A 21592-nucleotide genomic window follows, 5' to 3' on the forward strand; every position below is an offset into this window, starting at 1 on the left:
CAACCGGCCTCAGAGACAGGCGGGGTCGAGCGTGCACAACACGCCGCTTGCACCCCGTACGACCGCCGCGTGTGTGTGCAGCCGCGGCAGCAAAGCGTCGAAGTAGAACTGCGCTGTCACCTCCTTGGCGGCCGCACGCTGAGGGTCGCTGCCTGCGCGCTGCGCCACGGCAGCCTGGCGCGCCCACATGAAACCGAGCGTCACGTAGCCGGACAGCATGAGGTAATCCACCGCCACCGCCCCCACCACCAGCGGGTCCTGCACAGCAAGCTCACTGATCTCCTGCGTGACCTCGCGCCAGGTCCGCACCGCCGCCTGCAACGCCGTCACGCGGCTCGAGGGCACGGCCTGCGCGCACCAATCGTCGATTTCTTCGGTGAACGCCGCGAGCAGCCGCGGATCGGCCAGCACCTTGCGGCCCAGCAGGTCACCGCCCTGGATGCCTGTGGTTCCCTCGTAGATGCGGGTGATACGCACGTCTCGCAGCCGCTGCTCGAGGCCCCACTCCCTCACGTAGCCATGGCCCCCGAGCACCTGGATCGACAAGTCCACCGACTCGAACGCCAGCTCCGAGAGACAGGCTTTTGCAATGGGGATGAGCAGGGCCAGCCGCAGCACGGCCCGCTCGGCCGTTGCCGCATCGCCGTGGTCGGCCAGATCCACCCAGCGGGCGCATTCGTGAACCAAGGCCCGCCCGCCCTCCGCGACCGCTTTCTGGATCAGCAGCATGCGCCGCACATCGGGGTGGGCGGTCAACGGGTCAGCCGGCAGGTCGGGCCGCGTTGCGCCGCCTGGCGCACGCCCCTGCAGCCGTTCGCGCGCATAGGCGAGGCTTTGCTGATAGGCGGCCTGCGCCTGGGCCACTGCCTGCACGCCCACCGCCAGACGCGACTTGTTGATGAAGATGAACATGTTGGCCAGGCCCTTGTGCGGCTCACCAACCAGCCAGCCCTCGGCCCCGTCGAAAGCCATCGCGCAGGTCGCGCTGCCTTTCAAGCCCATCTTGTGCTCGATGGAAAGGCAGCTCACCGCGTTGCCCACCCCCGGCGTGCCATCGGGCGCGGGCATGAATTTCGGCACCACGAACAGCGAGATGCCACGCACGCCGGACGGCGCGCCGGGCAAGCGCGCCAGCACCAGATGCACGATGTTGGGCGCGAGGTCGTGCTCGCCCGAGGAGATGAATATCTTGTTGCCGGTGATCCGGTAGCGCTTCGCGGCGGGGTCGCCCACCGGCTCGGCCCGTGTGTGCAACAGTCCCAGGTCGGAGCCGGCATGGCTTTCCGTCAGGCACATCGTCGCAAGCCATTCGCCACTCACCAGCTTGGGCAAGAACGTCTGGAGCTGTTCACGGGCCGCGCCGGCGAGCAGCGTCTTGATCGCGCCGTCGTTGAGCATCATGTACATGCACCACGACTGATTGGCCGCCTGCAGGTACTCACCGGCGGCAAGCTGCAAAGAGTACGGCAGGCCCTGGCCACCCCACTCGGGCGATTGCGCCAGCGCCGGCCAACCGGCGTCGACATACTGCCGATAGGCTGCGCGGAAACCGTCGGGTGCGCGCACCTGTCCGTCATGCCACACCGCCGACTGCGCGTCCGCAGGCGCGTTCAGGGGTGCCAGCACGCCCTCGGCGAACTTTGCCACGGCCTCGAGCAGCGCTTGCAATGTGGAAGCGTCGAGTTGCGCCTCGGGCGTTAGCGCGGCGTAGTGCGCGGGGAAGTCCAGCACCTCGAGGAGCGAGAAAAAAGTGTCCTGGACAGGAGCTTGATAGGTGGTCATGTGTCAGTCGGTGAGGTGCCGCCCGCGAGGGCCGCAAAGGAAATCCCGGATCGGCAACGCGGCCGATCCGTTCGGCAGGTCAGAGCGATCCGCCTTCGATCCACTCGACGGCTCGGCCAAGCAGGGACACCGCCTGGCGATGGAGCTGGTCACCGGCCGCTTTGGGCGCGTGGCCTGCGCAGGCGCGTGCATAGGTTCCCTCCAACACGATCGCCAGCTTGTAGCACGCAAGCACCGCATACCAGCGGATGGCCGTAATGTCGCGCGGGCTCTGCTGCCCGTACCGCGCGACCAGTTGCGCCGGCGTCGGAAAGCCGCTCCACGGACGCAGACGGAGCAACTGCCCCTCGGGCTCGTCGCCCCGCGGCCAGGTGGCCAGCAACCAGCCGAGGTCGAGCAGCGGGTCGCCCTGCGTGGCCATTTCCCAGTCGATGACAGCCGCCAGCTCCGGCCCGTCGTGGCGGAACATCACGTTGGCAAGATGGTAGTCGCCGTGCATCAGGCCCACCGCTCCTTGCGCGGGGCGATGGGCTTCCAGCCAGGCCCCGACAGTGTCGACATGGGGCAGAGCGGCCGGGCCCGGCCATTCGGTGAAAGCGGCATAGCCGTCCAGTTGCTTGCGCCAGCGCTGCACCTGGCGCTCAAGGAAACGCTCGGGTTTGCCCAAATCGGCGAGTCCCAGGGACTGCGGATCCAGTTGGCCCAAGGCGGCGATTGCATCGACCATGGCCAGGCCCATGCGATGGCGGATAGACGGGTCCGAGGCATGCAGTGGCGGCAGGCCGTCGCCAAGTGCGTTGAAGCCGTCGATCGCCTCCATGATGAAGAAAACGGCGCCGAGCACCTCGGTGTCCTCGCAGACCGCGATGATGGCCGGATGCGGCACGCCACTTGCGGCCAGCGCCTTGAGCACCCGCGCTTCACGGCGCATGGTTTCGTTGCTCTCCGCGCGGGGATGCATGGGCGGCCGGCGCAGCACATAGCAACGGTCCTCCTGCTGAAAGCGGACCAGTATGTTTTGTGTGCCCCCAGTCAGCAGTTTGAAGTCGGTGATGGGCGCACCGGCAAGGCCTTTATCGTCCATCCAGCGCCGCAGCCGGTCGACGTCGATGGGGAGATTCGGCATCGACACCACGCTCATTGGGCCGCTCCGTACGCGACGAAGGCAAAGTCCGCCTGCGACGCGGGCCGACAGGTTGGAATCAACTCGAAATGGGTCATTGAAAATCCTGAAACAATCCGGTGCCCTCAGCGCCCGAGCACCTTGCCGAACAGTTCGAACCTCGATCCATTGAAGCGGGCAAGCTGAAGGCGTTCGACGGGACGAAAATCGTCTGGGCCCGTTCTGACGTCGATTCCCGGCAGCAACATCGGCACGGTCATCGACAGGCTCGACGCCTGCTGCATGAGATTGGCGCGTGTGAGGTTGTCACCGCACTGCCTGAGCGTATGGACCAGGGTCTGCATGAGCGAGTAGCCGAACACGTTGTACGGATCGTTGGGATCGCCGGCCGCGTAGTGCGCCTTCATGAAAGCAAGATATTCCTTCACTTCCTGAGTGCTCGCCTGGGATGGGTCGGACGGGTCGCGCATGAACATTGCAGTGACCAGGCCGGTGGAATGGTCCAGACCCGCCGGCTTGAGCACGGACGCCACGGAAGCGGACACCGCGCTGAGATAGTGGAACGGCTTCCAGCCCAGCTCTCCCACTTTGCGGATCGATTGCGCCGCGAATTTGGGTGATGAGATGTTGAACAGGACGTCGGCGCCGCTCGCCTTCAGTGCGATGAGCTGGCTGTCGATGGTCGGGTCCGTGACTTCGTAGCTGATCTGCGCGACGATCATTTTCTTGGCCTTGTCGCCCAGCGCGTCGGTCAGGCCGTTCAGGTAGTCCTTGCCGAATTCGTCGTTCTGGTAGAGCACGCCGATCTTTGCATTGGGCATGTTCGCCTGCACGTACTCGGCGAAGATGCGGGCCTCGGCCCGGTAGCTGGGCATCCAGCCCAAGGTCCACGGGAAGTTCTTGGGGTCGTCGAACCGGCTGGCGCCGCTCAGCAAGAACAACTGCGGCACCTTCTTCCCGTTCAGGTAGCGCTGGACGGCAAGTATGTTTCCCGAGCCCATCATGGCGAACATCGCCAATACCTCCTCTTGTTCCACCAGCTTTCGCGTCTGCTCCACGGCCTTCGCCGGGTTGTAGCCGTCGTCCAGCGAGAGCAGGTTGATCTTGCGGCCATTGACGCCGCCTTCCGCATTGATCTTGGCCGCGTAGGCGCTCATGGCCCGGCCGATGGTGCCGTAGGCCGAAGCAGGACCGGAATACGGCGCGGAGTTTCCGATCCGGATCTCGGTATCGGACGCACCAGGGTCGTACTTCTTCTGGGCTTGTGCCGCCAACGGAACTGCCAGCATCAGCGCCCCAACCACCGCAGCGGACCAGCCCGCGCGCAACCGTCGAAAAAATGTCATACCTGTCTCCTTCTTTCTTGATGAATTGACCACCGTGCCTTCAGCTTGTTGATCAGCCCCGCGACTCCGCCGGGCATCAGGACCATGAATCCGATCAGGACGACGCCGTACACTGCCCACGGCGCGGACTTGGAGATGTTCTCGGACAGCGCTGGAACGAACATGATGAAAACGGCGCCAAACAGCGCGCCCCACAAGGTTCCCACGCCACCCACCACCATGCCCACCAGTAGGGCAATGGACAGGTACATGTCGAAAGCATCGGGCGACACGTACTCCACCGCGAGGGCGGCCATTGCGCCGCCGACGCCGGTATACGCCGCAGAGATGCCAAAGGTCATGGCCTTGTAGTGTTTGATGTCGACGCCCATGGCCTCGGCCGCCATCGCGTGATCCCTGATGGCGACCATTGCCCGGCCGGAGCCGCTGCGAACCAGGTTGCGAGCCATGACGAAGAGCACGATGGCCACGAACAGCGCGAAGAGATAGAGCCACTGATCCGGCGTCAGGGGAAGCCCGAGCGGAACTTCCGGTTTTTGCACCGTCAGCCCTTGCACGCCTCCTGTCCATCGCTCCAGGTGTTTGTACTTGAGCAGCTGGGGCAGCGACACGCCCAGCGCGAATGTGGCCAGCGCGAGGTAATGCCCTTCGAGTTTGAGCGCCGGACGGCCAAACAGGTACCCCACGACTCCGCACACGCCCGCAACTGCCGGGAGGACGGCCCAGTACGGCCAATGGGCCTGAAGAATGAGGATGGCTGCGCAGTACGCTCCAATGGCAAAGAAGGCACCGTGCCCGAGCGATATCTGTCCGTTGTATCCGGTCAGGAGGTTAAGCCCAAGCAACGCGATGAAGTAGGCCAGCACCATGGTGGCCTGAAAGAGCTGATAGCCCTTGGCTACGAACGTCAAGGCCAGCGCAGCGGCCAGGAGGGCCAGCACCCACCACGCATTCGACGCCGAACGAACAATCAACCGGGGTTTGATACCGGCATCGCGTGTTGCGGCTACAACAGGGACGGTGGACAACGAAGAAAGGGGTGAACTCATGTGCGGTGCTCCATCAGACCCGGGCGACGATGACTCGCCCCAACAACCCCGAGGGCTTCACGACCAGCACGCCCATGATGATGGCGAGCGCGACGGAGAGCTTGAGCTCCGTCCCCACCAGGTAGGTTCCGACCAGGTTTTCGAGCACCCCGACGATGAAGCCCCCGATCACGGCGCCGATGGGGTTGTCCAGGCCGCCGATCAGCGCGCCGGCCAGCGCATACAGGAGCACACCCGACATCATGTGTGGATCGAGGAAGACGACGGGCGCGACCATCATCCCGGCGACCGCCCCGATGGTGCCGGCCAGGCCCCAGCCGAGCATGAGCATGCGCTCGACGTTGATGCCCACCAAGCGCGAGGACACCGGGTTCTGCGCCGCGGCGCGCATCTTCAGGCCGAGCGAGGTAAAACGGAAAAAGCAGAACACCAGCATCACCACCACCAGCGTGACAGCGATAGCGCCCGCCTCGCGCCGCGACATGAAGACACCGCCCTGCCAGGCACCGCCGTCAAATGGGCTGGGAAATTCCTTGATGGTGGAACCGAACAGTAAGCCTGCAATGCTGTGCAACAAGACCAGAAGGCCCGCGAATACCACCACCACCGACAGGACGGGCGCCCCGTGCATGGGCCGGATGACCATCGCTTCGATGCAGGCGGCCAGCACGAACGAGAGCACCAGGGTGGCTGCGAATGCGCCCCAGTAGGGCATCCCGGCCTGGATCAGCATCCAGGCCAGATATGTCGAAAACATGGCCATCTCGCCTTGTGCGAAATTGACGTGGTGCGTGGCCTGGTAGATCACCACGAGTGCAAGAGCAACACTGGCATAGATCCCCCCCGCGGCCAGTCCGGCGCCCAGTTGCTGCAGCAGTGCTTCCATGCGGAATCCCTTCAAACGCCGAGGTAAACGCGACGCACGGCGGGGTCGCAGCGAAGATCCGAGGACGGACCGGACAGCACGACGCGGCCCGTTTCGATAACGTAGGCGGTGTCGGCCAGGTCGAGGGCCAACTTCGCGTTCTGTTCGACGAGCAGCACAGAGACGCCATCCTCCTGGTTGATGCGCCGCAGGATGGCGAAGATTTCGCCGACCAGGAGAGGCGCCAACCCGAAGGACGGTTCGTCCAGCAACAGCAGCATGGGACGCCCCATGAGCGCGCGTCCGAGCGCCAGCATTTGCTGCTCGCCGCCCGAAAGCGTGCCAGCCTGCTGTGCGCGGCGCTCACGCAGCCGCGGAAAGTAGCCGTACACCTTCTCGACATCGGCGGCAATCTCCGCCTTGTCGCGCCGCCGGCTGGCACCCAGCAGCAGGTTCTCCTGGGCAGTCAAGGCGAGGAACGTGCCTCGACCGTCCGGGACATGGCCTACGCCCAGGCAAGCGATCTGCGCGGTGGATTTCCCGTCGATGCGCGTTCCGTCGAAGTGGATCTCGCCTTGGGTGACTACCGTCATCTGGCACAGCGCGCGCAGCGTTGTCGTCTTGCCGGCGCCATTCGCACCGAGCAGCGCTGTGATGCCGCCGCGCTCGATGCCCAGCGAGATGCCGTACAGCACCTGGGTGCCCCCATATCGCGCATGCAGGTCGCGAACTTCAAGCAGTGGGGTCAAGCTCAGCTCCATCGGTGCCCAGATAGGCCTTGATCACTTCCGGGTGTGTGCCGACCTCGGCGGGCGTGCCTTCGGCCAGCTTGCGCCCGAAGTTCAGTGCAACCACCTTGTCCGAAATTCCCATCACCAGGCTCATGTGATGTTCGACGAGCAGCACGGTGACGTCGAAGCGGCGGCGAACGTCGAGGACGAGGCTGCCGAGCGACGCCATTTCTTCGTGGTTCAAGCCGCAGGCAGGTTCGTCGAGAAGCAGCAGCTTCGGCTTCGCGGCCAAGGCGCGGGCCAACTCCACGCGCTTTTGCGTTCCGAAGGGCAGGCTGCCGACTGCCCGGCTCGCGACGCCTTCAAGTGACAAGAACTCGATCAATGTGTTCGCCTGCTCGCGCGCGGCGGCCTCGACACCGCGCGTCCCGGGCAATCGAAAGGCATTGCGCAAAATTCCGGCATGGTGCCTGGCGTGGCAACCCACCAGCACGTTGTCCAGCACGGACATGGTGTTGAACAACGCCAGGTTCTGGAACGTGCGGCCGATGCCGATCGCTGCCATGCGGTGGCGCGGCAGTGCCAGCAGGTTGTGGCCGTCGAATTCGATGGCGCCGCTGTCGCACGAGTACAGCCGTGAAAGGCAATTAAACAGGCTGCTCTTGCCGGCGCCATTGGGACCAATGAGGCCGCAAATCTGACCGGCCTGCACATCGAACGACACACCGTCCAGTGCCGCAATGCCCCCAAATCGCACTGACACATCGTCAATGCGCAGCAGGGGTTGGGTTGGGTTTGGCATTCGGTCTGGCGCTTGGTACTGCCGGTATGGTCACCGTCTTAGTCCGCCGACGCCTCGTCGAATTCGACGATTTCAATTTCACATGCGACAGGGCGAGCTCGTGGTTCGCCGTGACAAGCGCATCAATCCGGATGCCGTAAGTCACGGGCGGGTCGCGGCGTCGGCCGTACGTTTCAGCCCCGCCAACAACAGCTCGAGCTGGGTTGAAATGTATCGGTCCACATCAAAGGCCTCACCGGTCATGGAGAAGGCAGCCAGCGACTGCTGGTTCATTGCGATGAACAGCAGCGGTGCGATCAATGAATACAAGACGTCGTCCAGTGGCAGTCGCCGGAATTCACCGGATGCGATACCGCGAAGGATCGCCTTGCCGAGCACTTCGCGCAACGGCGCCACCACCTGGGCGGCCCAGAGCTCGGCAAGTGCCGGGAACGTTCGAGTCTCGCCGGCAATGATTTTCAGAACGCCGAAAGCCGGTTCACGCGCACCACGTTTCCACCACTCGCCCACCACGGCACGCAGCCGCTCCGCATCGCCGCCTTTGAATTCCTCGGATGGTTCGGCTTCGTTCACCCTCAGCAAGGCAAGGTTCTCGCACACGACGGCCTTGAATAGATCCTCCTTGCTTCTGAAATACAAATACAGCGTGCCCTTGGAGACTCCGGCGCGCTCAGCGACATCCTCGGCACGCGAAGCGGTGAAGCCCCTCTCGACAAACTCCGCCAGAGCCGCACGCATCAGTTCGCCGTAGCGTGCCTCCTTCCGGCGCCTGGTCCTGCGCTGTGATCGCGGCACGCCAGGCGCCGCCGGATCGAGCGGCATTGGCCCAGTCATCGGGTATGCGCCATGGCCTTCGGCTCCGTTCCACTTCTCCACACTGTGCCGATTCTGGATCCTGAGTGTTTGTGTCAACCGGGGGCGCCGACCGTGAACAAGGGCGGGCGCTTGCCGATGAAAGCCCGGACACCTTCGGCGAAGTCCGGCCCATCGATCAGTACGCGTTGCCGCGCTGCTTCGAGATCGAGCTGCGCCGGCAGCGTGTTGGATAGCGCGGCGTCCACGAGCGCCCGGATTTCGCGCGCGGCCCCAGCGGGCAGCGCCGCCAGCCGCGCCGCTAGCATCATCGCCTGCGCAAGCAATTCGCCGTCGGGCACCACAGCATGGACCAGGCCCCATTGACGGGCCTGCTCTGCAGGGAGGCGTTCGCCGAGCAGCATCAACGCCGTCGCGCGGGCCACGCCGAGCTGCCGGGTGAGGAACCAGGACGACCCCATGTCCGGCACGATGCCGAGGTTGGGCATGAAAGGCAGGTAGAAAAACGCCGAACTGCCCGCGAGCAGGAAATCGCCGCTGAGCGCCAGCCCGACGCCCGCGCCGGCGGCCGCACCGTTCAATGCAATGACCACGGGCACTGGAAAGTCGCGCAGTTTGAGCACGAGGGGGTTGGTCAACTCTCGCATCACGTCGCCAGTGGTGTTGCCGACGCTCGTGGGCGAGCCCGGCGGCCCCGCCTCGCCCATCGACGAGAGGTCCGCGCCGGTGCAGAAGGTCCGCCCGGCGCCCGTCAGCACGAGTGCGCCAACTGACGGATCGCCGGACACCTCGCCCAGGATGGCCAGCAGGTCGCGCTGCACCGCGATGGTCAGCGGATTGGCTTTCGGCCCGGTGCAAAGCGTCAGCACGCAAATGCGGCCTTCGTGGCGACGCGAGACGGTAGTTTGGGTCTGTTGTTCCATGGCAACCTCGGGCTCAAGCATGCATGTTGTGCGCCTGGGCGCTGGAGCCACCCAGCGCAAACCCGCCGTCCACGGGCAGCACCACGCCGTTGATGTACGAGGCTTCCTCCGAGCACAGCCAGCGGGCGACCAGGCCGATCTCGCGCTTCGTGCCGAAACGGCGAAGCGGCACGCTTTGCGTCCACGCCTTTTCCGATGCCGGCGTGGGCGCCAGGCGCCGCATGCCCTCGGTGTCGGCGATCGGCCCCGGGGAGATCGCGTTCACGCGCACGCCCATCGGGCCCCACTCCATGGCGGCCACCCGGGTCACCTGGTCGGCACCCGCCTTGGCCGCGCACACGTGGATCTGATGCGGCGTGGGCTGGGTGGACTGCGGTGCGCTGATGTTGACGATGGACGCCCCCGGCTTGCGCAGGTGCGGCAGCGCCGCGCGCATGACGTTGAAGGCACCGAGGAGGTCGATGTCGATCACGGTCTTGAACCCGTTGGCCGAGAGCTCCGCCGCGGGCACCACAAAGTTTCCGGCCGCCCCCGAAATGAGGACGTCGATCGGCCCCCAGGCCGTGACTGTGGCCGCCATCGCGTCCGACAGGGCCTGGTACTGGCGCACGTCGGCCGCAAATCCCATCGCCTCGCCGCCCATGCCACGCAGATGCGCCACCGCGGCGTCGACCCGCTCCTGGTTGCGGCTCAACACCACCACCCGCGCACCGTCCTCGGCAAACACCTCCGCGATGCCGAGGTTGATGCCACTGGTTCCGCCGGCGACGAAAACGACCTTGTTCTGAAAACTCATGTTGAAAGTCCTGATTCGATGCCGCCCGTATCGCCAGAGGGGCGAATGCGTCTGCGAGGTGATGGAAAGGTAGGGACCGATCTTCGGCGCGCACACTGAGCCGTTCATCGTCGCAACGGACGAATTTTCGGCCGATCCAACCCGGGCCATCTTCGGTGTTCCCGCACCGCATTCGTCGCTTTCGACGACGGCACCCGCTGGCCCGGCTGGAACAATCGCCGATGCGCCTGCACGACATGCGGCGAATTGCCCTCCTCGTCGAGGCCCCGAACCTGCCGAGCCGCACGACCAACCCATCCGCGAACCATGCAACTGACCCACGAACACGAGCAACTGAGGCAAACATTCCAGCGCTGGATCACCACGGAGGTGAACCCCCACGTGGACGAATGGGAGCGCGAGGAGCGGTTCCCCGCTCGCCAGGTCTTCAAGCAACTCGCGGCACTGGGTTTGCTTGGACTGGACAAGCCGGAAGAAAACGGCGGCTCCGCGCTGGACTACTCTTACCCGGCCGTCATAGCCGAGTTGATGGGCGAGATCCACTCCGGCGGAGTGCAGATGGGCATCGGCGTGCAAACCGACATGTGCACGCCCGCCCTCGCAAAACACGGCAGCGCTGAACTGCGCGCCGAGTTCCTCACGCCAGCCATCAGCGGAGACTACGTCGGCTGCATCGGGGTGTCCGAATCGGGCGCCGGATCCGACGTCGCGGCCATACGCACCAAAGCTCGCAAGGATGGCGGCGACTACGTCATCAACGGCGAGAAGACCTGGATCACCAACGGGACCCAGGCCGATTTCTGCTGCCTGCTTGCCAACACCTCCGACGGATCGCCGCACGCGAACAAGTCGCTGATCATCGTGCCGATGAAGACCAAGGGCGTAAGCGTCTCGCGCAAGATCCGGAAAATCGGCATGCACGCTTCCGACACGGCGCAACTGCATTTCGACGACGTCCGGGTGCCGCAGCGCTACCTCATTGGCCAGGAGGGCAGCGGCTTCACCTACCAGATGGAACAGTTCCAGTCCGAACGCCTGTGGGCGGCGATGCAGTGCTGCAGCATGGCCAGGCGCGCCATCCGCGAGACCATCGCCTACACGCAGGAACGCAAGGTGTTCGGCCGAAGCGTGCTGTCCAACCAGGTCGTCCACTTCGCCATTGCAGAAATGCAGGTCGAGGTAGAGGCACTCAGCGCCCTTTGCTGGAAGGGCGTGGAGATGGTGGTGCGGGGCGAGGACGCGACACCATTCGCCACGATGGCCAAACTCAAGGGCGGTCGCCTGGTGCGCCAGGTGGCCGACGCCTGCCTGCAGTACTGGGGCGGCATGGGCTACGCCGACGAAAGCTCCATATCGCGCATCTACCGTGACGTCCGCCTCTGCTCCATTGCAGGCGGCGCCGACGAAGTCATGCTCCAGGTTTTGTGCAAGGTGCTGGGGATTTTGCCCAAACGGGCCTGAGCGTCCCCACCTGGCCGCGCCCCGGCTCACATTCATGTTTCACCCTGTCTAAGAAAGGACTCCCCGTGTCTCGCTTGCCCCCCGTCTTGCAGAAACTTCCGCTCCCACTGATCGGTGCGCCCCTGTTCATCATCAGCAACCCGGCCCTCGTGATCGCGCAGTGCAAGGCGGGCGTGCTGGGCTCGATGCCGGCGCTCAACGCCAGGCCGGCCTCGCTGCTGGACGAGTGGCTGCACGAAATCCGCGAGAGTCTCGCCGCCCACGACCGGGCCCATCCCGACCGGCCGGCAGCCCCCTTCGCGATCAACCAGATCGTGCACAAGAGCAACGACCGGCTCGACCACGACCTCGACATCATGATCAAGCACAAGGTGCCCGTGGTGATCACCTCGCTGGGCGCGCGCGCCGAGATCAACGACGCCGTCCATGCCTACGGCGGTGTGGTGCTGCACGACGTGATCGACAGCCGATTCGCCCGCAAGGCGATCGAGAAAGGCGCCGATGGCCTGATCGCGGTGGCCACCGGCGCCGGCGGGCACGCGGGCACGCGCAGCCCGTTTGCGCTCATCCAGGAAATCCGCCAGTGGTTCGACGGTCCGCTCGCGCTGTCGGGGGCGATCGCCACGGGCAACAGCATCCTGGCAGCTCTGGCGTTGGGTGCCGACTTCGCCTACTCCGGCTCGATGTTCATCGCCACCGACGAGGCCCAGGCCAGCGCCGCGCACAAGCAGTGCGTGGTCGACTGCAACTCGGACGACATCGTGTACTCCAACCTCTTCACCGGCGTGCACGGCAACTACCTGCGGCCCAGCATCGTCGCTGCGGGGTTCGATCCCGACAACTTGCCGCAAAGCGACCCGAGCCAGATGAACTTCAGCGAGATGGCCAATGGCAAGAAGGCCTGGAAGGACATCTGGGGCTGCGGCCAAGGCATCGGCGCGATCGACCGCGTCGGTCCCACGGCCGAACTGGTAGCACGGCTGCGCCGGGAGTTCGAAGCCGCGCGCGAACGTGTGGCCTGCCTGCGGCTCGCGGCCGCGCACTGAGCGAAAACGGCCGCGCGGCGGCGGCCCCGCGTCAGACATCCAGCCGGTACGCGCTGCCCTCGCGGATCAGGCGCCCGGCGGTGGGGCCGCCCCAATGGGTGCCGATGATGAGGGTCGGCGTGTCCGCGAACATCTCGCAGAACGATTGACGGGTATCCGTTGACTGCTGGTTGTCGGTGTCGAAGGCCGAGCACCAATCCATCCGCGCGATCTGGCAGGGGTGGTGCATCATGTCGCCCGTGATCACCGCGCGCGAGCCCTTGGACTCGATCACCACGCTCACGTGGCCCGGCGTGTGCCCGGGCGTCGACATCAAGCGGATGCCGGGCGCGATCTGTGAATCCACTTCGACCAGTTCCACCAGGTCCGCGTCCATGATCGGCTTGACCGAATCAGTGAAGGTGTTCATCGTGTCCATCATCGCCAGCGCGTATTCATCCTTCTCGCCCGTGACGTCCATGCCCCGCAGCTCGCTCGCCCAGTGCTCGTACTCGACCCGGCCGAGGTAGTAGCGCGCCTTCGGAAAGGTCGGCACCCAGCGCCCGTCGCGCAACACCGTGTTCCAGCCCACATGGTCAACGTGCAGGTGGGTGCACAGCACACCGTCCACGCTGTCGAGCGACCAGCCCAGGCTCTCGAGGTCGGCCAGGAAATTGGTCGCGAGCTGGTTGAACCCGGGGCTGTTTCGCGGCTTGTCGTTGCCCACGCAGGTGTCGACGATGAAGCGTTGGGTCGGCGTCTGGATCAGCAGCGCATGAATGCTGCCCTTGATCCAGCCCTCGGCCGTGGCGAAGGCCGGGAACAGCCAGCCGATCGGACGCACGTTTTCCGGCGTCGCATCGGGCAGCGGCGACCCCGGCCCGCCGGGAATGGTCAATTCCATTTCGACCAGCCGTGTAATGGAAATGTCACCCACGCGCCACATCAGATTGATCATGCTTGTCTCCGTTTCGCGGTCTTGCCGCAAGGTTGTTGAATGGGATCGAAGCCCCCGATGAGGTCGCAGTCGGCTGCGGCACTGCATCGAGGGTCTCGACTCCACTTTATGAAGGCGAGCCGTGCGATGCCTCGTCGGATCGGACGAACAGCATCGAAGCGGTCACGCGAATGCAACCCTCATTGCCCAAACGAAGTGGAGCGGCGTTGCTACTTGATGAGTTTTCCGTCGCTGTCGATCATCGTCAGCTCGACAAAGCTGGAACTGCTTGCGGCGCCCCGGCCAAACGACACCATGAGGCCGCCAGCGTCGTATCGTTGAAGGGTGTGCAACGCACTGATGAACCCCGGTCGCGTGAGGTTTCGTCCCGCCCTTTTCAGACCCTCCGCGAGGATCCGGCCGTTGATATAGCCCTCGAAGCTCAGGTGAGTAAAGTCGGTGTGGCCGGCCTCGGTCATGGCGGCGCGGTACTCGCGCGCAAGGCTCATGGTGGGGGATGTGGGCAACGGCACCACCTGGCTGACCACCACGCCGCGTCCCAACTTGCCCAGCGCCCGCAGATTGGCCGGGGTTGCCAGAATGGAGAGCGCGTACAGCTGAATGCCCGCGTTGGCGCCTTTCACGGCCTTGATCACTTCGATCGTGCTCTTCCCCGCGATGCCCAGAATCAAGACCTCCGGTTTCGCCCCCATCGCCTTGGCTGCCATTGCCTCTGCGTTCGAGCTGTCCGGTTCGATCGCGCCGGTCCACACGGGCTTGATCCCGCGCTTGCCCAACGAATCGCTCACGCCCTGAAGAATTTCCTGCCCGAGCGTGTTGTTCTGGTAGACCACGGCAATCTTCCTCACGCCGAGGGTGTGCAATTGCTTTACCAGGTGCTCGGCCTCGTCCGCGTAGCTGGCTCGGATGTTCATCGTCGACTTCAAATCCTTCGAGCGCAAAGACAGCGCCCCCGTGAAAGAAGCGAAGAGCGGCGTGCCGCTTGACTCGGCCAGCGGCAAGATCGCCTCATTCGTCGGCGTGCCGAAATTGCTGAACAGGCAGAAGACGGATTGCGAGTCGATGAATTGTTTCGCGTTGTCGAGCGCCCTGGCCGTGATGTAGCCATCGTCCTTGCTCACCAGCTCCACCTGGCGTCCATGAATTCCACCGGTGCGATTCAACACGTTGAAATATGCCTGGGAACCTTTCAAAAGTTCACGCGCGATATCGCCGAACGGGCCGCTCATGGCGATCGTTTGCCCCACGGTGATCTTGTCCGCCGTGACCCCCGGGGCCGATTGCGACCGCGCACCCGTGGGGAGCAACAAGGCCGCAAGCGCGCAGGCCGCCAGGAATGCCAAGTTGGCCGACCTGAAAACGGGCAAGGCTACGCCCAGCCCCAATGGCAATGTCATGAATGTCTCCTGGTTAGATACGGCGCAGGCGGCGCAGCGCTTCGCTCAATTCACCGACGATCCCTTTGCGGAAAGCCAGAACGCAAGCCATGAAAACAAGGCCGATCACGACCGTGCTCCATGAGCCCGCGCCGGCCAGCACGTTCTGCAGCGCGACAACCACTGTCGCGCCGACGATCGGGCCGAACAGGGTTGCGACCCCACCCAGCAACGTCATCAGAACGACTTCGCCGGAGGCATGCCAGTGAACATCGGACAGCGTGGCAACCTGAAACACCAGTACCTTGAGCGAGCCGGCGAGTCCAGCGAACGCGGCCGACAGCACAAAGGCGAGCATCTTGAAGCGGTCCACGTTGTAGCCCAGGGAGATCGCCCTGGATTCGTTCTCGCGGATCGCCTGCAGTACTTCTCCGAACGGTGATTGGACCGTCCGGTGCAGGAGCCACACCGCACCAACGAAGACCAGCAGCACAACGTAGTACATCGCGGCGTCGTTGGCCAGATCGATGACGCCGAAGAGGCGGCCACGAGGCACGTTCTGAATGCCATCTTCGCCGCCGGTGAATGGCGCCTGTATTGCGACGAAGTAGACAAGCTGTGCAAGGGCGAGGGTGACCATCGCAAAGTAGATGCCCTGGCGACGGATCGCGAGCCCCCCCATAAGCGCACCAAGCAATGCTGCAACGGCGACGCCGGCGGCCAAGCCCATGCCAGGGCCAAACGCCATTGCCTTGCAGAGATGGGCTGTGGTGTATGCGGCAGCCCCGAAGAACGCCGCATGCCCGAACGAAAGAAGGCCACCGTAGCCCAGCAGCAGATTGAATGCGCTCGCAAACAACGCAAAGCACATGATCTTCATCACGAAGACAGGGTAGAGCCAGGGCTGGAACGGGATGGCCAGGGCGGCGATGGCAATCGCCAGGACCAGGCATGCACGGAACATGTCGTGTTTTTTGAGCGGCTTGGCAGCTGTGGCGTGAGCGCCAGCGAGGGATGCCGTGAGGTTCATAGGGGAGTTCATCTCAAGCTTGCCTTCCAAAGAGTCCGGCGGGGCGCACCAGCAGGACGATTGCCATGATCACGAAGATGACGACCGCCGACGACTGCGGATAGATCACCTTGCTCAGGCCTTCGATCAAACCCAGTCCCAGCCCGGTCAGGATCGCGCCTCCGATCGAACCCATGCCGCCGATGACGACCACCGCAAAGACGATGATGATGAGGTTGGAGCCCATCAGCGGACTGACCTGAAAAATCGGTGCGGCCAACACACCCGCGAACCCCGCCAGGAATACGCCGTAGGCGTAGGTCAGCGTGATCATCAGCGGGACATTGATGCCAAAGGCCCGCATCAGCCGGGGGTTCTCGGTGCCCGCCCGAAGGTAGGCGCCCAGTCTTGTTCTCTCGATCGCCCACCAGGTGGCCGCGCAAACGAGCAGCGAAGCAATCACGACCCAGACGCGATATTTCGGCAGTACGACACCCAGGGAGTCGATTCGCACCGGGCCCGACAGCGCGGACGGGACGCTGTAGCTTTGGCCCGCGGCGCCGTACCAGTGGCTGAAAAGGCCCTCGAGCACGAGCGCCAGGCCGAACGTGAACAGCAGGCTGTAGAGGTGGTCCAGCTTGTACAGGCGGCTGAGCATGGTGCGTTCGATCACGACGCCGAAGATGGCAACCACCAGCGGCGCCAGCACAAGCGCCACCCAGTAGTTGACGCTCAGGTCCGGGATGCCGAGCCATGGGCCCAGCTGCGTCATACCCATCCAGGCTGCGAAGGCCCCCAGCATGTACAGCGCGCCGTGCGCAAAATTGATGACGCCCAGCAGGCCGAAGATGATGGCCAGCCCGAGACTGAGCATCGCGTAAAACGAGCCGTTGATCAGCCCGATCAGCAGTTGTGCCGCCAGGGCTTGCGAGCTCATGCCCAAGAGTTCTTGCATTTCCTTTTCTCCAGTCGCTACACGGCGAGCAGTTCGCCGAGCAGTTGTTCCTTTGAGGCGAGTTCGTCGCGGGCAATGGTCTCGACAACCTGACCGTGCTCGATCACGTAGTGGCGATCCGCCAGCGGGCCCGCAAAACGGAAGTTCTGTTCGGCCATGACGATCGTGTAACCCCGCCGGCCCAGATCGCGTATGACTTTGCCGAGCGTCTGCACAATGACGGGTGCCAGCCCCTCGGTAATCTCGTCCAGAAGCAGCAACCTGGCACCCGTGCGCAGGATGCGCGCCATGGCCAGCATTTGCTGCTCGCCTCCGGACAGCCGAGTCCCCGGACTCTTGGCGCGTTCCTTGAGGTTCGGGAACATGGTGTAGATCTCGTCGACCGACATGCCTCCCGGCCCAACGACCGGCAGGAGCATGAGGTTTTCCTCGGTGGTCAGGCTGGAGAAGATGCCCCGCTCTTCCGGGCAATAGCCGATGCCGAGATGGGCCAGCTTGTGATCGGGCATGCGCATGGTTTCGGTGCCGTTGACCATCACCGATCCCGTCCGCCGGTCGGTCATGCCGAGAATGGCCTTGAGCGTGGTCGTGCGCCCCGATCCGTTGCGTCCCAGCAAAGTCACCACCTCGCCCGCGCGGACCTCCAGATCGATGCCGTGCAGGATGTGCGACTCGCCATACCAGGCCTGAAGGCCCTTGACCTGGAGCATGGGGATGGGGGAGTTTGTTGTCGTGTTCATGTGTGCCCCCTGGTCAGTGAACTGTGCCCATATAGGCTTCGATGACGCGAGGATCTCGCGACACCTCTGCGTACGCCCCTTCGGCCAGCACGGCGCCGCGCTGCAGGACCGTGATGCGGTCGGCGATGCGTGACACCACGTTCATGTTGTGCTCCACCATCAACACGGTTCGTTGCGCGGACACGCGCTTGATCAGTTCCATGACCCGGCCAACGTCCTCGTGTCCCATGCCCTGAGTGGGCTCGTCCAGCAGCAGCAGTTCGGGCTCGAGCGCCAAAGTGGTCGCGATCTCCAGCGCACGTTTGCGGCCGTAGGGAAGTTCCACCGCCGGCGAATCGGCGAAGCGGGCTAGATCGACCTGCTCGAGCAGCCCGACGGCCTTGTCGTTCAGCACGTCGAGCATTTGGCGAGAACGCCAGAACTGGAACGAAACACCCAGCTCTCGTTGAAGCGCGATCCGCACGTTCTGCATGACGGTCATGTGGGGGAAGACCGCCGAAATCTGGAACGAACGGACGATGCCCATGCGCGCCGTCTGGGCCGGCCCGGCGTTCGTGATGTCCGCGCCGTTGTAGAACACCTGGCCTGCCGAGGGCCGCAGGAACTTGGTCAGCAGGTTGAACATCGTCGTCTTGCCCGCGCCGTTGGGGCCGATCAGCGCGTGGATGTGGCCCCGCTGGACCTTGATCGACACATCGTTCACGGCGACGAAGCCCTTGAAGTGCCGCGACAGTCCCCGCGTTTCGAGGATGGTCTGAACAGCGGCGCTCACCGCATGCCTCCCATGCACAAGTACTTGATTTCGAGATAGTCTTCGATGCCGTACTTGGAACCCTCACGGCCCGAGCCGCTTTCCTTGATGCCGCCGAATGGCGCCACTTCGGTGGAAATGAGGCCTTCGTTGATGCCGACCATTCCGTATTCCAGCGCCTCCGCGACGCGCCAGACGCGGCCGATGTCGCGGCCGTAGAAGTACGACGCCAGGCCGAACTCGGTATCGTTGGCCATCTTGATGGCTTCCTCTTCGGTATGGAAGCGGAACAGGGGAGCGACCGGGCCGAAGGTTTCCTCGCGGAAGATCAGCATGTCAGGCGTCGCGTCGGCCACGATCGTGGGCGCATAGAAGTTGCCGCCGAGCGGATGCTTCTCGCCGCCCAGCACGAGCCTGCCGCCTTTGGCGAGGGCGTCCTGCACATGCTCTTGCACCTTCTCTACCGCCTTCCCGTCGATCAGCGGACCGATCTGCACCCCCGAGTCGACCCCGTTCCCTACCTTGAGCGCCCGCGTTGCCTCCGCCAGCTTGGCGGCGAAGGCGTCGTAGACGCTGTCCTGCACCAGAAACCGGTTGGCGCAGACGCAGGTCTGGCCGGCGTTTCGGTACTTGGAGATGAGGGCGCCGGCCACCGCGGCGTCGAGGTCGGCGTCGTCGAACACGATGAAGGGCGCATTGCCGCCCAGCTCCATGGACGTCTTCTTGACGGTCGCGGCGCATTGCGCCATCAATACCTTGCCGATCTCGGTGGAACCCGTGAAGCTCAGCTTGCGCACCGTCGGGTTCGATGTCAGTTCGGCGCCGATCGCCTGAGCCGACCCCGTGACGCAGGACAGGACACCCGGCGGGACGCCCGCCCGTTCGGCCAGCACGCACAAGGCCATCGCGGAGAACGGCGTCTGGCTGGCCGGCTTGACGACCATCGTGCAACCGGCCGCCAGCGCAGCACCGGCTTTGCGCGCGATCATGGCTGCCGGGAAGTTCCAGGGTGTGATGGCCGCGCACACGCCGACGGGTTGCTTCAGCACGACGATGCGTTTGTCGCGGGCATGGGCCGGGATCGTGTCGCCGTAGACCCGCTTGGCCTCCTCGGCGAACCATTCGATGTACGAAGCGGCATACGCGATTTCGCCGCGGCTTTCGGCCAGCGGCTTGCCCTGCTCGGTCGTCATCAGGAGAGCGAGGTCTTCCTGGTTCTGCATCATGAGTTCGAACCAGCGCTTGAGAACCGCAGCGCGCTCCTTGCCCGTGCGCGACCGCCACTCCGCACCCGCCAATTCGGCCGCTTCGATAGCGCGGCGGGTCTCTGCCGCCCCCATTTTGGGAACCACGCCGATCTGCGTTCCCGTCGCGGGGTTCGTGACGGCAATGGTCTCGCCGCTGTCGGCGCAAATCCATCGGCCCGCGACAAAGGCTCGCTGGCGCCACAGCTCGTTGTCTGTAAGTTTCATCACTGCTTTTCCACTAAGAGTTGTACATCCGCGGCCAGCTGCTCCTTGAGCTTGAATCGCATCACCTTGCCCGAGCCAGTGCGGGGAATGGCCGAAACAACGTGCACCGACTGCGGCACCTTGTATGAAGACAAGAGGACGGCGCAGTGCTGCTTGATCGAGTCTGGGTCGATCTGCCGGCCGTCACGGGCCACCACACAGATCACAGGCACCTCGCCCAGGTGCTTGTGCGGCATGCCGAGAGCGGCACAGTCCAGCACGTCCGGAAAGGACAACACGGCTTCCTCCACCTCGCCCGGCGCAATGTTCTGCCCCCCCCGGATGATCAGTTCCTTCAGGCGCCCGGTGATGGTGAGGAAGCCGTTCGGATCGCTGCGGGCCAGGTCGCCGGTGCGGTACCAGCCATCGACGAGTGCCGCGGCGGTTTCGGCAGGTTTGTTGAGATAGCCCTGCATCAGGTTGGGCCCGCGAACAATGAGCTCGCCCTCCTCGCCGATCGGCACGTCTTTCCCATCCAGGCTCACCAGACGGACGGCCAGCCCGGGAACGGGCAGGCCGCACGAACCCAGGGGCCGGGCGGTCCCTGGCCAGTTCATGGTCACCATGGTGGAGGTTTCCGTGATGCCGTAGCCATCGAGCAGCTCGACGCCGAAGTAGGCTTCGAACTCCCGGTTGAGGGACGAAGGCATGATGGCGCCGGCCGAAATGAAACGGCGAATGCCGGCCGCCTCGAAGTGCTCCTTGCCGCGGCAGGCCTCCAGCAGGTAGTGAAACATCGTCGGCACGGCGGGCATGAGTGTGTAGCGCCCCGTCTTCAGCTGGGCCACGACCTCCTGGGTCGAATAGCGCTCCAGGATGTATTCGGTCGCACCCACGGCAATGACGCCCAGCACGCACAGGTTCAGCGCGTAGGAGTGAAAAAGCGGCAAAGGCGACAGCACCACGTCCTTGTCGCTCAGGTTGGCGATGGGCGCCCAGCACGCAGCGACGACCCACAGCATGCTGCGCTGCGTGAGCATGACGCCCTTGGCGCGCCCCGTCGTCCCCGACGTGTAGACGATGAATGCCGTGGCATCGAGGTCGCCGCTGTCGCGCGGCTCTGCTTCGCCTGGGCTGGCGAGCTGTGGCACCAGTGCCAGAACGCCGGCTGTGGGCACGTCCGCCGAAGCGGCGTAGATCGTCTTCAAACCTGGCAGCTCGCGCTGGAGCTTTTGCACGAGCTCGACATGCTGTGCGGAACAGACGATCGCCTTGCACCCCGCGTCTTCGAGCCGGTACCGGATCTCCGCTTCCGTCGCGTCGTGGCTGATGGGCACGCTCACGCACCCCGCGCGAACGGTTGCGAGGCAGGAGGCCACCCATGCGACGCAGTTGGGCAGCAAGAGCGCCACCTTGTCGCCAGGCTCGGCGCCGTGGTCTTGCAAGTGCGACGCCAGGTTCGCGGTGGAGCGTTCCAGCTCGGCGTAGGTCATTGCCTGCCGCGCGTCCTCGAAAGCCACTTTGGTGGGCCGCTCAGTCGCGTGGCGGCGCAGCAAGGCGCCAACGGGCTCGATCAATTCGGTGTGGATCATCGATGTCTCCTGGGAAAGTTCGCGACAGCTGTACGCCCCGCGTC

At 64.5% G+C, this 21592-nt stretch carries 20 protein-coding genes; 2 read left to right on the forward strand and 18 right to left on the reverse strand.

The features are described 5' to 3' along the window. Window positions 1-9: 9 nt before the first annotated feature. The 10 genes from EEB15_RS24560 to EEB15_RS24605 form a co-directional block, all read right to left on the reverse strand. Window positions 10-1782 (reverse strand): acyl-CoA dehydrogenase C-terminal domain-containing protein, encoded by a 1773-nt coding sequence (locus tag EEB15_RS24560; protein WP_141512589.1) that lies wholly within the window; start codon window positions 1780-1782, stop codon window positions 10-12. Window positions 1783-1861: 79 nt separating this feature from the next. Further along, on the reverse strand, window positions 1862-2908 hold the full coding sequence (locus EEB15_RS24565) for a phosphotransferase family protein (protein WP_199236619.1): 1047 nt from the start codon (window positions 2906-2908) through the stop codon (window positions 1862-1864). A 122-nt stretch (window positions 2909-3030) separates the two neighbouring features. Then, complete coding sequence (locus tag EEB15_RS24570; protein WP_141512591.1) at window positions 3031-4251, reverse strand: ABC transporter substrate-binding protein; 1221 nt, start codon at window positions 4249-4251, stop codon at window positions 3031-3033. Further along, on the reverse strand, window positions 4248-5300 hold the full coding sequence (locus EEB15_RS24575; protein WP_141512592.1) for a branched-chain amino acid ABC transporter permease: 1053 nt from the start codon (window positions 5298-5300) through the stop codon (window positions 4248-4250). Before EEB15_RS24575 ends, EEB15_RS24570 begins: the two co-directional genes overlap by 4 nt. Before the next feature lie 13 nt (window positions 5301-5313). After that, the gene (locus tag EEB15_RS24580) at window positions 5314-6186 is read right to left on the reverse strand and encodes a branched-chain amino acid ABC transporter permease (protein WP_141512593.1); all 873 of its coding nucleotides are present in this window, start codon (window positions 6184-6186) and stop codon (window positions 5314-5316) included. Window positions 6187-6197: 11 nt separating this feature from the next. Beyond that, window positions 6198-6914: an ABC transporter ATP-binding protein gene (locus EEB15_RS24585; protein ID WP_141512594.1), complete on the reverse strand. Its 717-nt coding sequence runs from the start codon at window positions 6912-6914 to the stop codon at window positions 6198-6200. After that, window positions 6898-7698 carry an ABC transporter ATP-binding protein gene (locus EEB15_RS24590; RefSeq protein ID WP_141512595.1) on the reverse strand — a complete coding sequence of 267 codons (801 nt, stop codon included), beginning with the start codon at window positions 7696-7698 and terminating at the stop codon, window positions 6898-6900. The genes EEB15_RS24585 and EEB15_RS24590 overlap by 17 nt, the downstream gene beginning before the upstream one ends. 141 nt (window positions 7699-7839) lie before the next feature. Continuing rightward, window positions 7840-8520, reverse strand: a complete 681-nt coding sequence (locus tag EEB15_RS24595) for a TetR/AcrR family transcriptional regulator (RefSeq protein ID WP_158290218.1) — start codon at window positions 8518-8520, stop codon at window positions 7840-7842. Window positions 8521-8606: 86 nt separating this feature from the next. Continuing rightward, on the reverse strand, window positions 8607-9434 hold the full coding sequence (locus EEB15_RS24600) for an enoyl-CoA hydratase-related protein (protein ID WP_141512597.1): 828 nt from the start codon (window positions 9432-9434) through the stop codon (window positions 8607-8609). 13 nt (window positions 9435-9447) lie between these two features. Continuing rightward, window positions 9448-10230 carry an SDR family oxidoreductase gene (locus EEB15_RS24605; RefSeq protein WP_141512598.1) on the reverse strand — a complete coding sequence of 261 codons (783 nt, stop codon included), beginning with the start codon at window positions 10228-10230 and terminating at the stop codon, window positions 9448-9450. Between the two features lie 306 nt (window positions 10231-10536). Between EEB15_RS24605 and EEB15_RS24610 the strand changes: the two genes are divergently transcribed. Together EEB15_RS24610 and EEB15_RS24615 are read left to right on the forward strand one after the other, a co-directional pair. Next, window positions 10537-11691, forward strand: coding sequence for an acyl-CoA dehydrogenase family protein (locus tag EEB15_RS24610; RefSeq protein WP_141512599.1), 1155 nt, complete (start codon window positions 10537-10539; stop codon window positions 11689-11691). 65 nt (window positions 11692-11756) lie between these two features. After that, the gene (locus EEB15_RS24615) at window positions 11757-12737 is read left to right on the forward strand and encodes a nitronate monooxygenase family protein (protein ID WP_141512600.1); all 981 of its coding nucleotides are present in this window, start codon (window positions 11757-11759) and stop codon (window positions 12735-12737) included. Window positions 12738-12768: 31 nt separating this feature from the next. Here EEB15_RS24615 and EEB15_RS24620 read toward each other — a convergent pair whose 3' ends face one another. The 8 genes from EEB15_RS24620 to EEB15_RS24655 form a co-directional block, all read right to left on the reverse strand. Next, on the reverse strand, window positions 12769-13674 hold the full coding sequence (locus tag EEB15_RS24620; RefSeq protein ID WP_199236620.1) for an MBL fold metallo-hydrolase: 906 nt from the start codon (window positions 13672-13674) through the stop codon (window positions 12769-12771). A gap of 209 nt (window positions 13675-13883) precedes the next feature. Next, window positions 13884-15017 (reverse strand): ABC transporter substrate-binding protein, encoded by a 1134-nt coding sequence (locus tag EEB15_RS24625; protein ID WP_158290219.1) that lies wholly within the window; start codon window positions 15015-15017, stop codon window positions 13884-13886. A gap of 67 nt (window positions 15018-15084) precedes the next feature. Next, entirely contained in the window at window positions 15085-16014 is a 930-nt protein-coding gene (locus tag EEB15_RS24630; RefSeq protein WP_370283874.1) for a branched-chain amino acid ABC transporter permease, read from the reverse strand. A gap of 79 nt (window positions 16015-16093) precedes the next feature. Beyond that, on the reverse strand, window positions 16094-17014 hold the full coding sequence (locus tag EEB15_RS24635) for a branched-chain amino acid ABC transporter permease (protein WP_141512603.1): 921 nt from the start codon (window positions 17012-17014) through the stop codon (window positions 16094-16096). 17 nt (window positions 17015-17031) lie between these two features. Next, window positions 17032-17724 carry an ABC transporter ATP-binding protein gene (locus EEB15_RS24640; RefSeq protein WP_141512604.1) on the reverse strand — a complete coding sequence of 231 codons (693 nt, stop codon included), beginning with the start codon at window positions 17722-17724 and terminating at the stop codon, window positions 17032-17034. A 43-nt stretch (window positions 17725-17767) separates the two neighbouring features. Next, window positions 17768-18526, reverse strand: a complete 759-nt coding sequence (locus EEB15_RS24645; RefSeq protein WP_141512605.1) for an ABC transporter ATP-binding protein — start codon at window positions 18524-18526, stop codon at window positions 17768-17770. Beyond that, window positions 18523-19977, reverse strand: a complete 1455-nt coding sequence (gabD, locus tag EEB15_RS24650; protein WP_141512606.1) for an NADP-dependent succinate-semialdehyde dehydrogenase — start codon at window positions 19975-19977, stop codon at window positions 18523-18525. Before gabD ends, EEB15_RS24645 begins: the two co-directional genes overlap by 4 nt. Further along, window positions 19977-21548 carry a class I adenylate-forming enzyme family protein gene (locus tag EEB15_RS24655; protein ID WP_141512607.1) on the reverse strand — a complete coding sequence of 524 codons (1572 nt, stop codon included), beginning with the start codon at window positions 21546-21548 and terminating at the stop codon, window positions 19977-19979. The genes gabD and EEB15_RS24655 overlap by 1 nt, the downstream gene beginning before the upstream one ends. Window positions 21549-21592 lie beyond the last annotated feature (44 nt).

It is taken from the genome of Ramlibacter sp. WS9 (assembly GCF_003797765.1).
In the GTDB taxonomy this organism is placed as follows: domain Bacteria; phylum Pseudomonadota; class Gammaproteobacteria; order Burkholderiales; family Burkholderiaceae_C; genus Ramlibacter.

What these genes read in the sequence shown, in the direction of transcription:
- EEB15_RS24560 (WP_141512589.1), bottom strand. Translation starts at nt 1,782, where the DNA reads ATGACCACCTATCAAGCTCCTGTCCAGGACACTTTTTTCTCGCTCCTC.
- EEB15_RS24565 (WP_199236619.1), bottom strand. Translation starts at nt 2,908, where the DNA reads ATGCCGAATCTCCCCATCGACGTCGACCGGCTGCGGCGCTGGATGGAC.
- EEB15_RS24570 (WP_141512591.1), bottom strand. Translation starts at nt 4,251, where the DNA reads ATGACATTTTTTCGACGGTTGCGCGCGGGCTGGTCCGCTGCGGTGGTT.
- EEB15_RS24575 (WP_141512592.1), bottom strand. Translation starts at nt 5,300, where the DNA reads ATGAGTTCACCCCTTTCTTCGTTGTCCACCGTCCCTGTTGTAGCCGCA.
- EEB15_RS24580 (WP_141512593.1), bottom strand. Translation starts at nt 6,186, where the DNA reads ATGGAAGCACTGCTGCAGCAACTGGGCGCCGGACTGGCCGCGGGGGGG.
- EEB15_RS24590 (WP_141512595.1), bottom strand. Translation starts at nt 7,698, where the DNA reads ATGCCAAACCCAACCCAACCCCTGCTGCGCATTGACGATGTGTCAGTG.
- EEB15_RS24595 (WP_158290218.1), bottom strand. Translation starts at nt 8,520, where the DNA reads ATGCCGCTCGATCCGGCGGCGCCTGGCGTGCCGCGATCACAGCGCAGG.
- EEB15_RS24600 (WP_141512597.1), bottom strand. Translation starts at nt 9,434, where the DNA reads ATGGAACAACAGACCCAAACTACCGTCTCGCGTCGCCACGAAGGCCGC.
- EEB15_RS24605 (WP_141512598.1), bottom strand. Translation starts at nt 10,230, where the DNA reads ATGAGTTTTCAGAACAAGGTCGTTTTCGTCGCCGGCGGAACCAGTGGC.
- EEB15_RS24610 (WP_141512599.1), top strand. Translation starts at nt 10,537, where the DNA reads ATGCAACTGACCCACGAACACGAGCAACTGAGGCAAACATTCCAGCGC.
- EEB15_RS24620 (WP_199236620.1), bottom strand. Translation starts at nt 13,674, where the DNA reads ATGATCAATCTGATGTGGCGCGTGGGTGACATTTCCATTACACGGCTG.
- EEB15_RS24630 (WP_370283874.1), bottom strand. Translation starts at nt 16,014, where the DNA reads ATGTTCCGTGCATGCCTGGTCCTGGCGATTGCCATCGCCGCCCTGGCC.
- EEB15_RS24635 (WP_141512603.1), bottom strand. Translation starts at nt 17,014, where the DNA reads ATGCAAGAACTCTTGGGCATGAGCTCGCAAGCCCTGGCGGCACAACTG.
- EEB15_RS24640 (WP_141512604.1), bottom strand. Translation starts at nt 17,724, where the DNA reads ATGCTCCAGGTCAAGGGCCTTCAGGCCTGGTATGGCGAGTCGCACATC.
- gabD (WP_141512606.1), bottom strand. Translation starts at nt 19,977, where the DNA reads ATGAAACTTACAGACAACGAGCTGTGGCGCCAGCGAGCCTTTGTCGCG.
- EEB15_RS24655 (WP_141512607.1), bottom strand. Translation starts at nt 21,548, where the DNA reads ATGATCCACACCGAATTGATCGAGCCCGTTGGCGCCTTGCTGCGCCGC.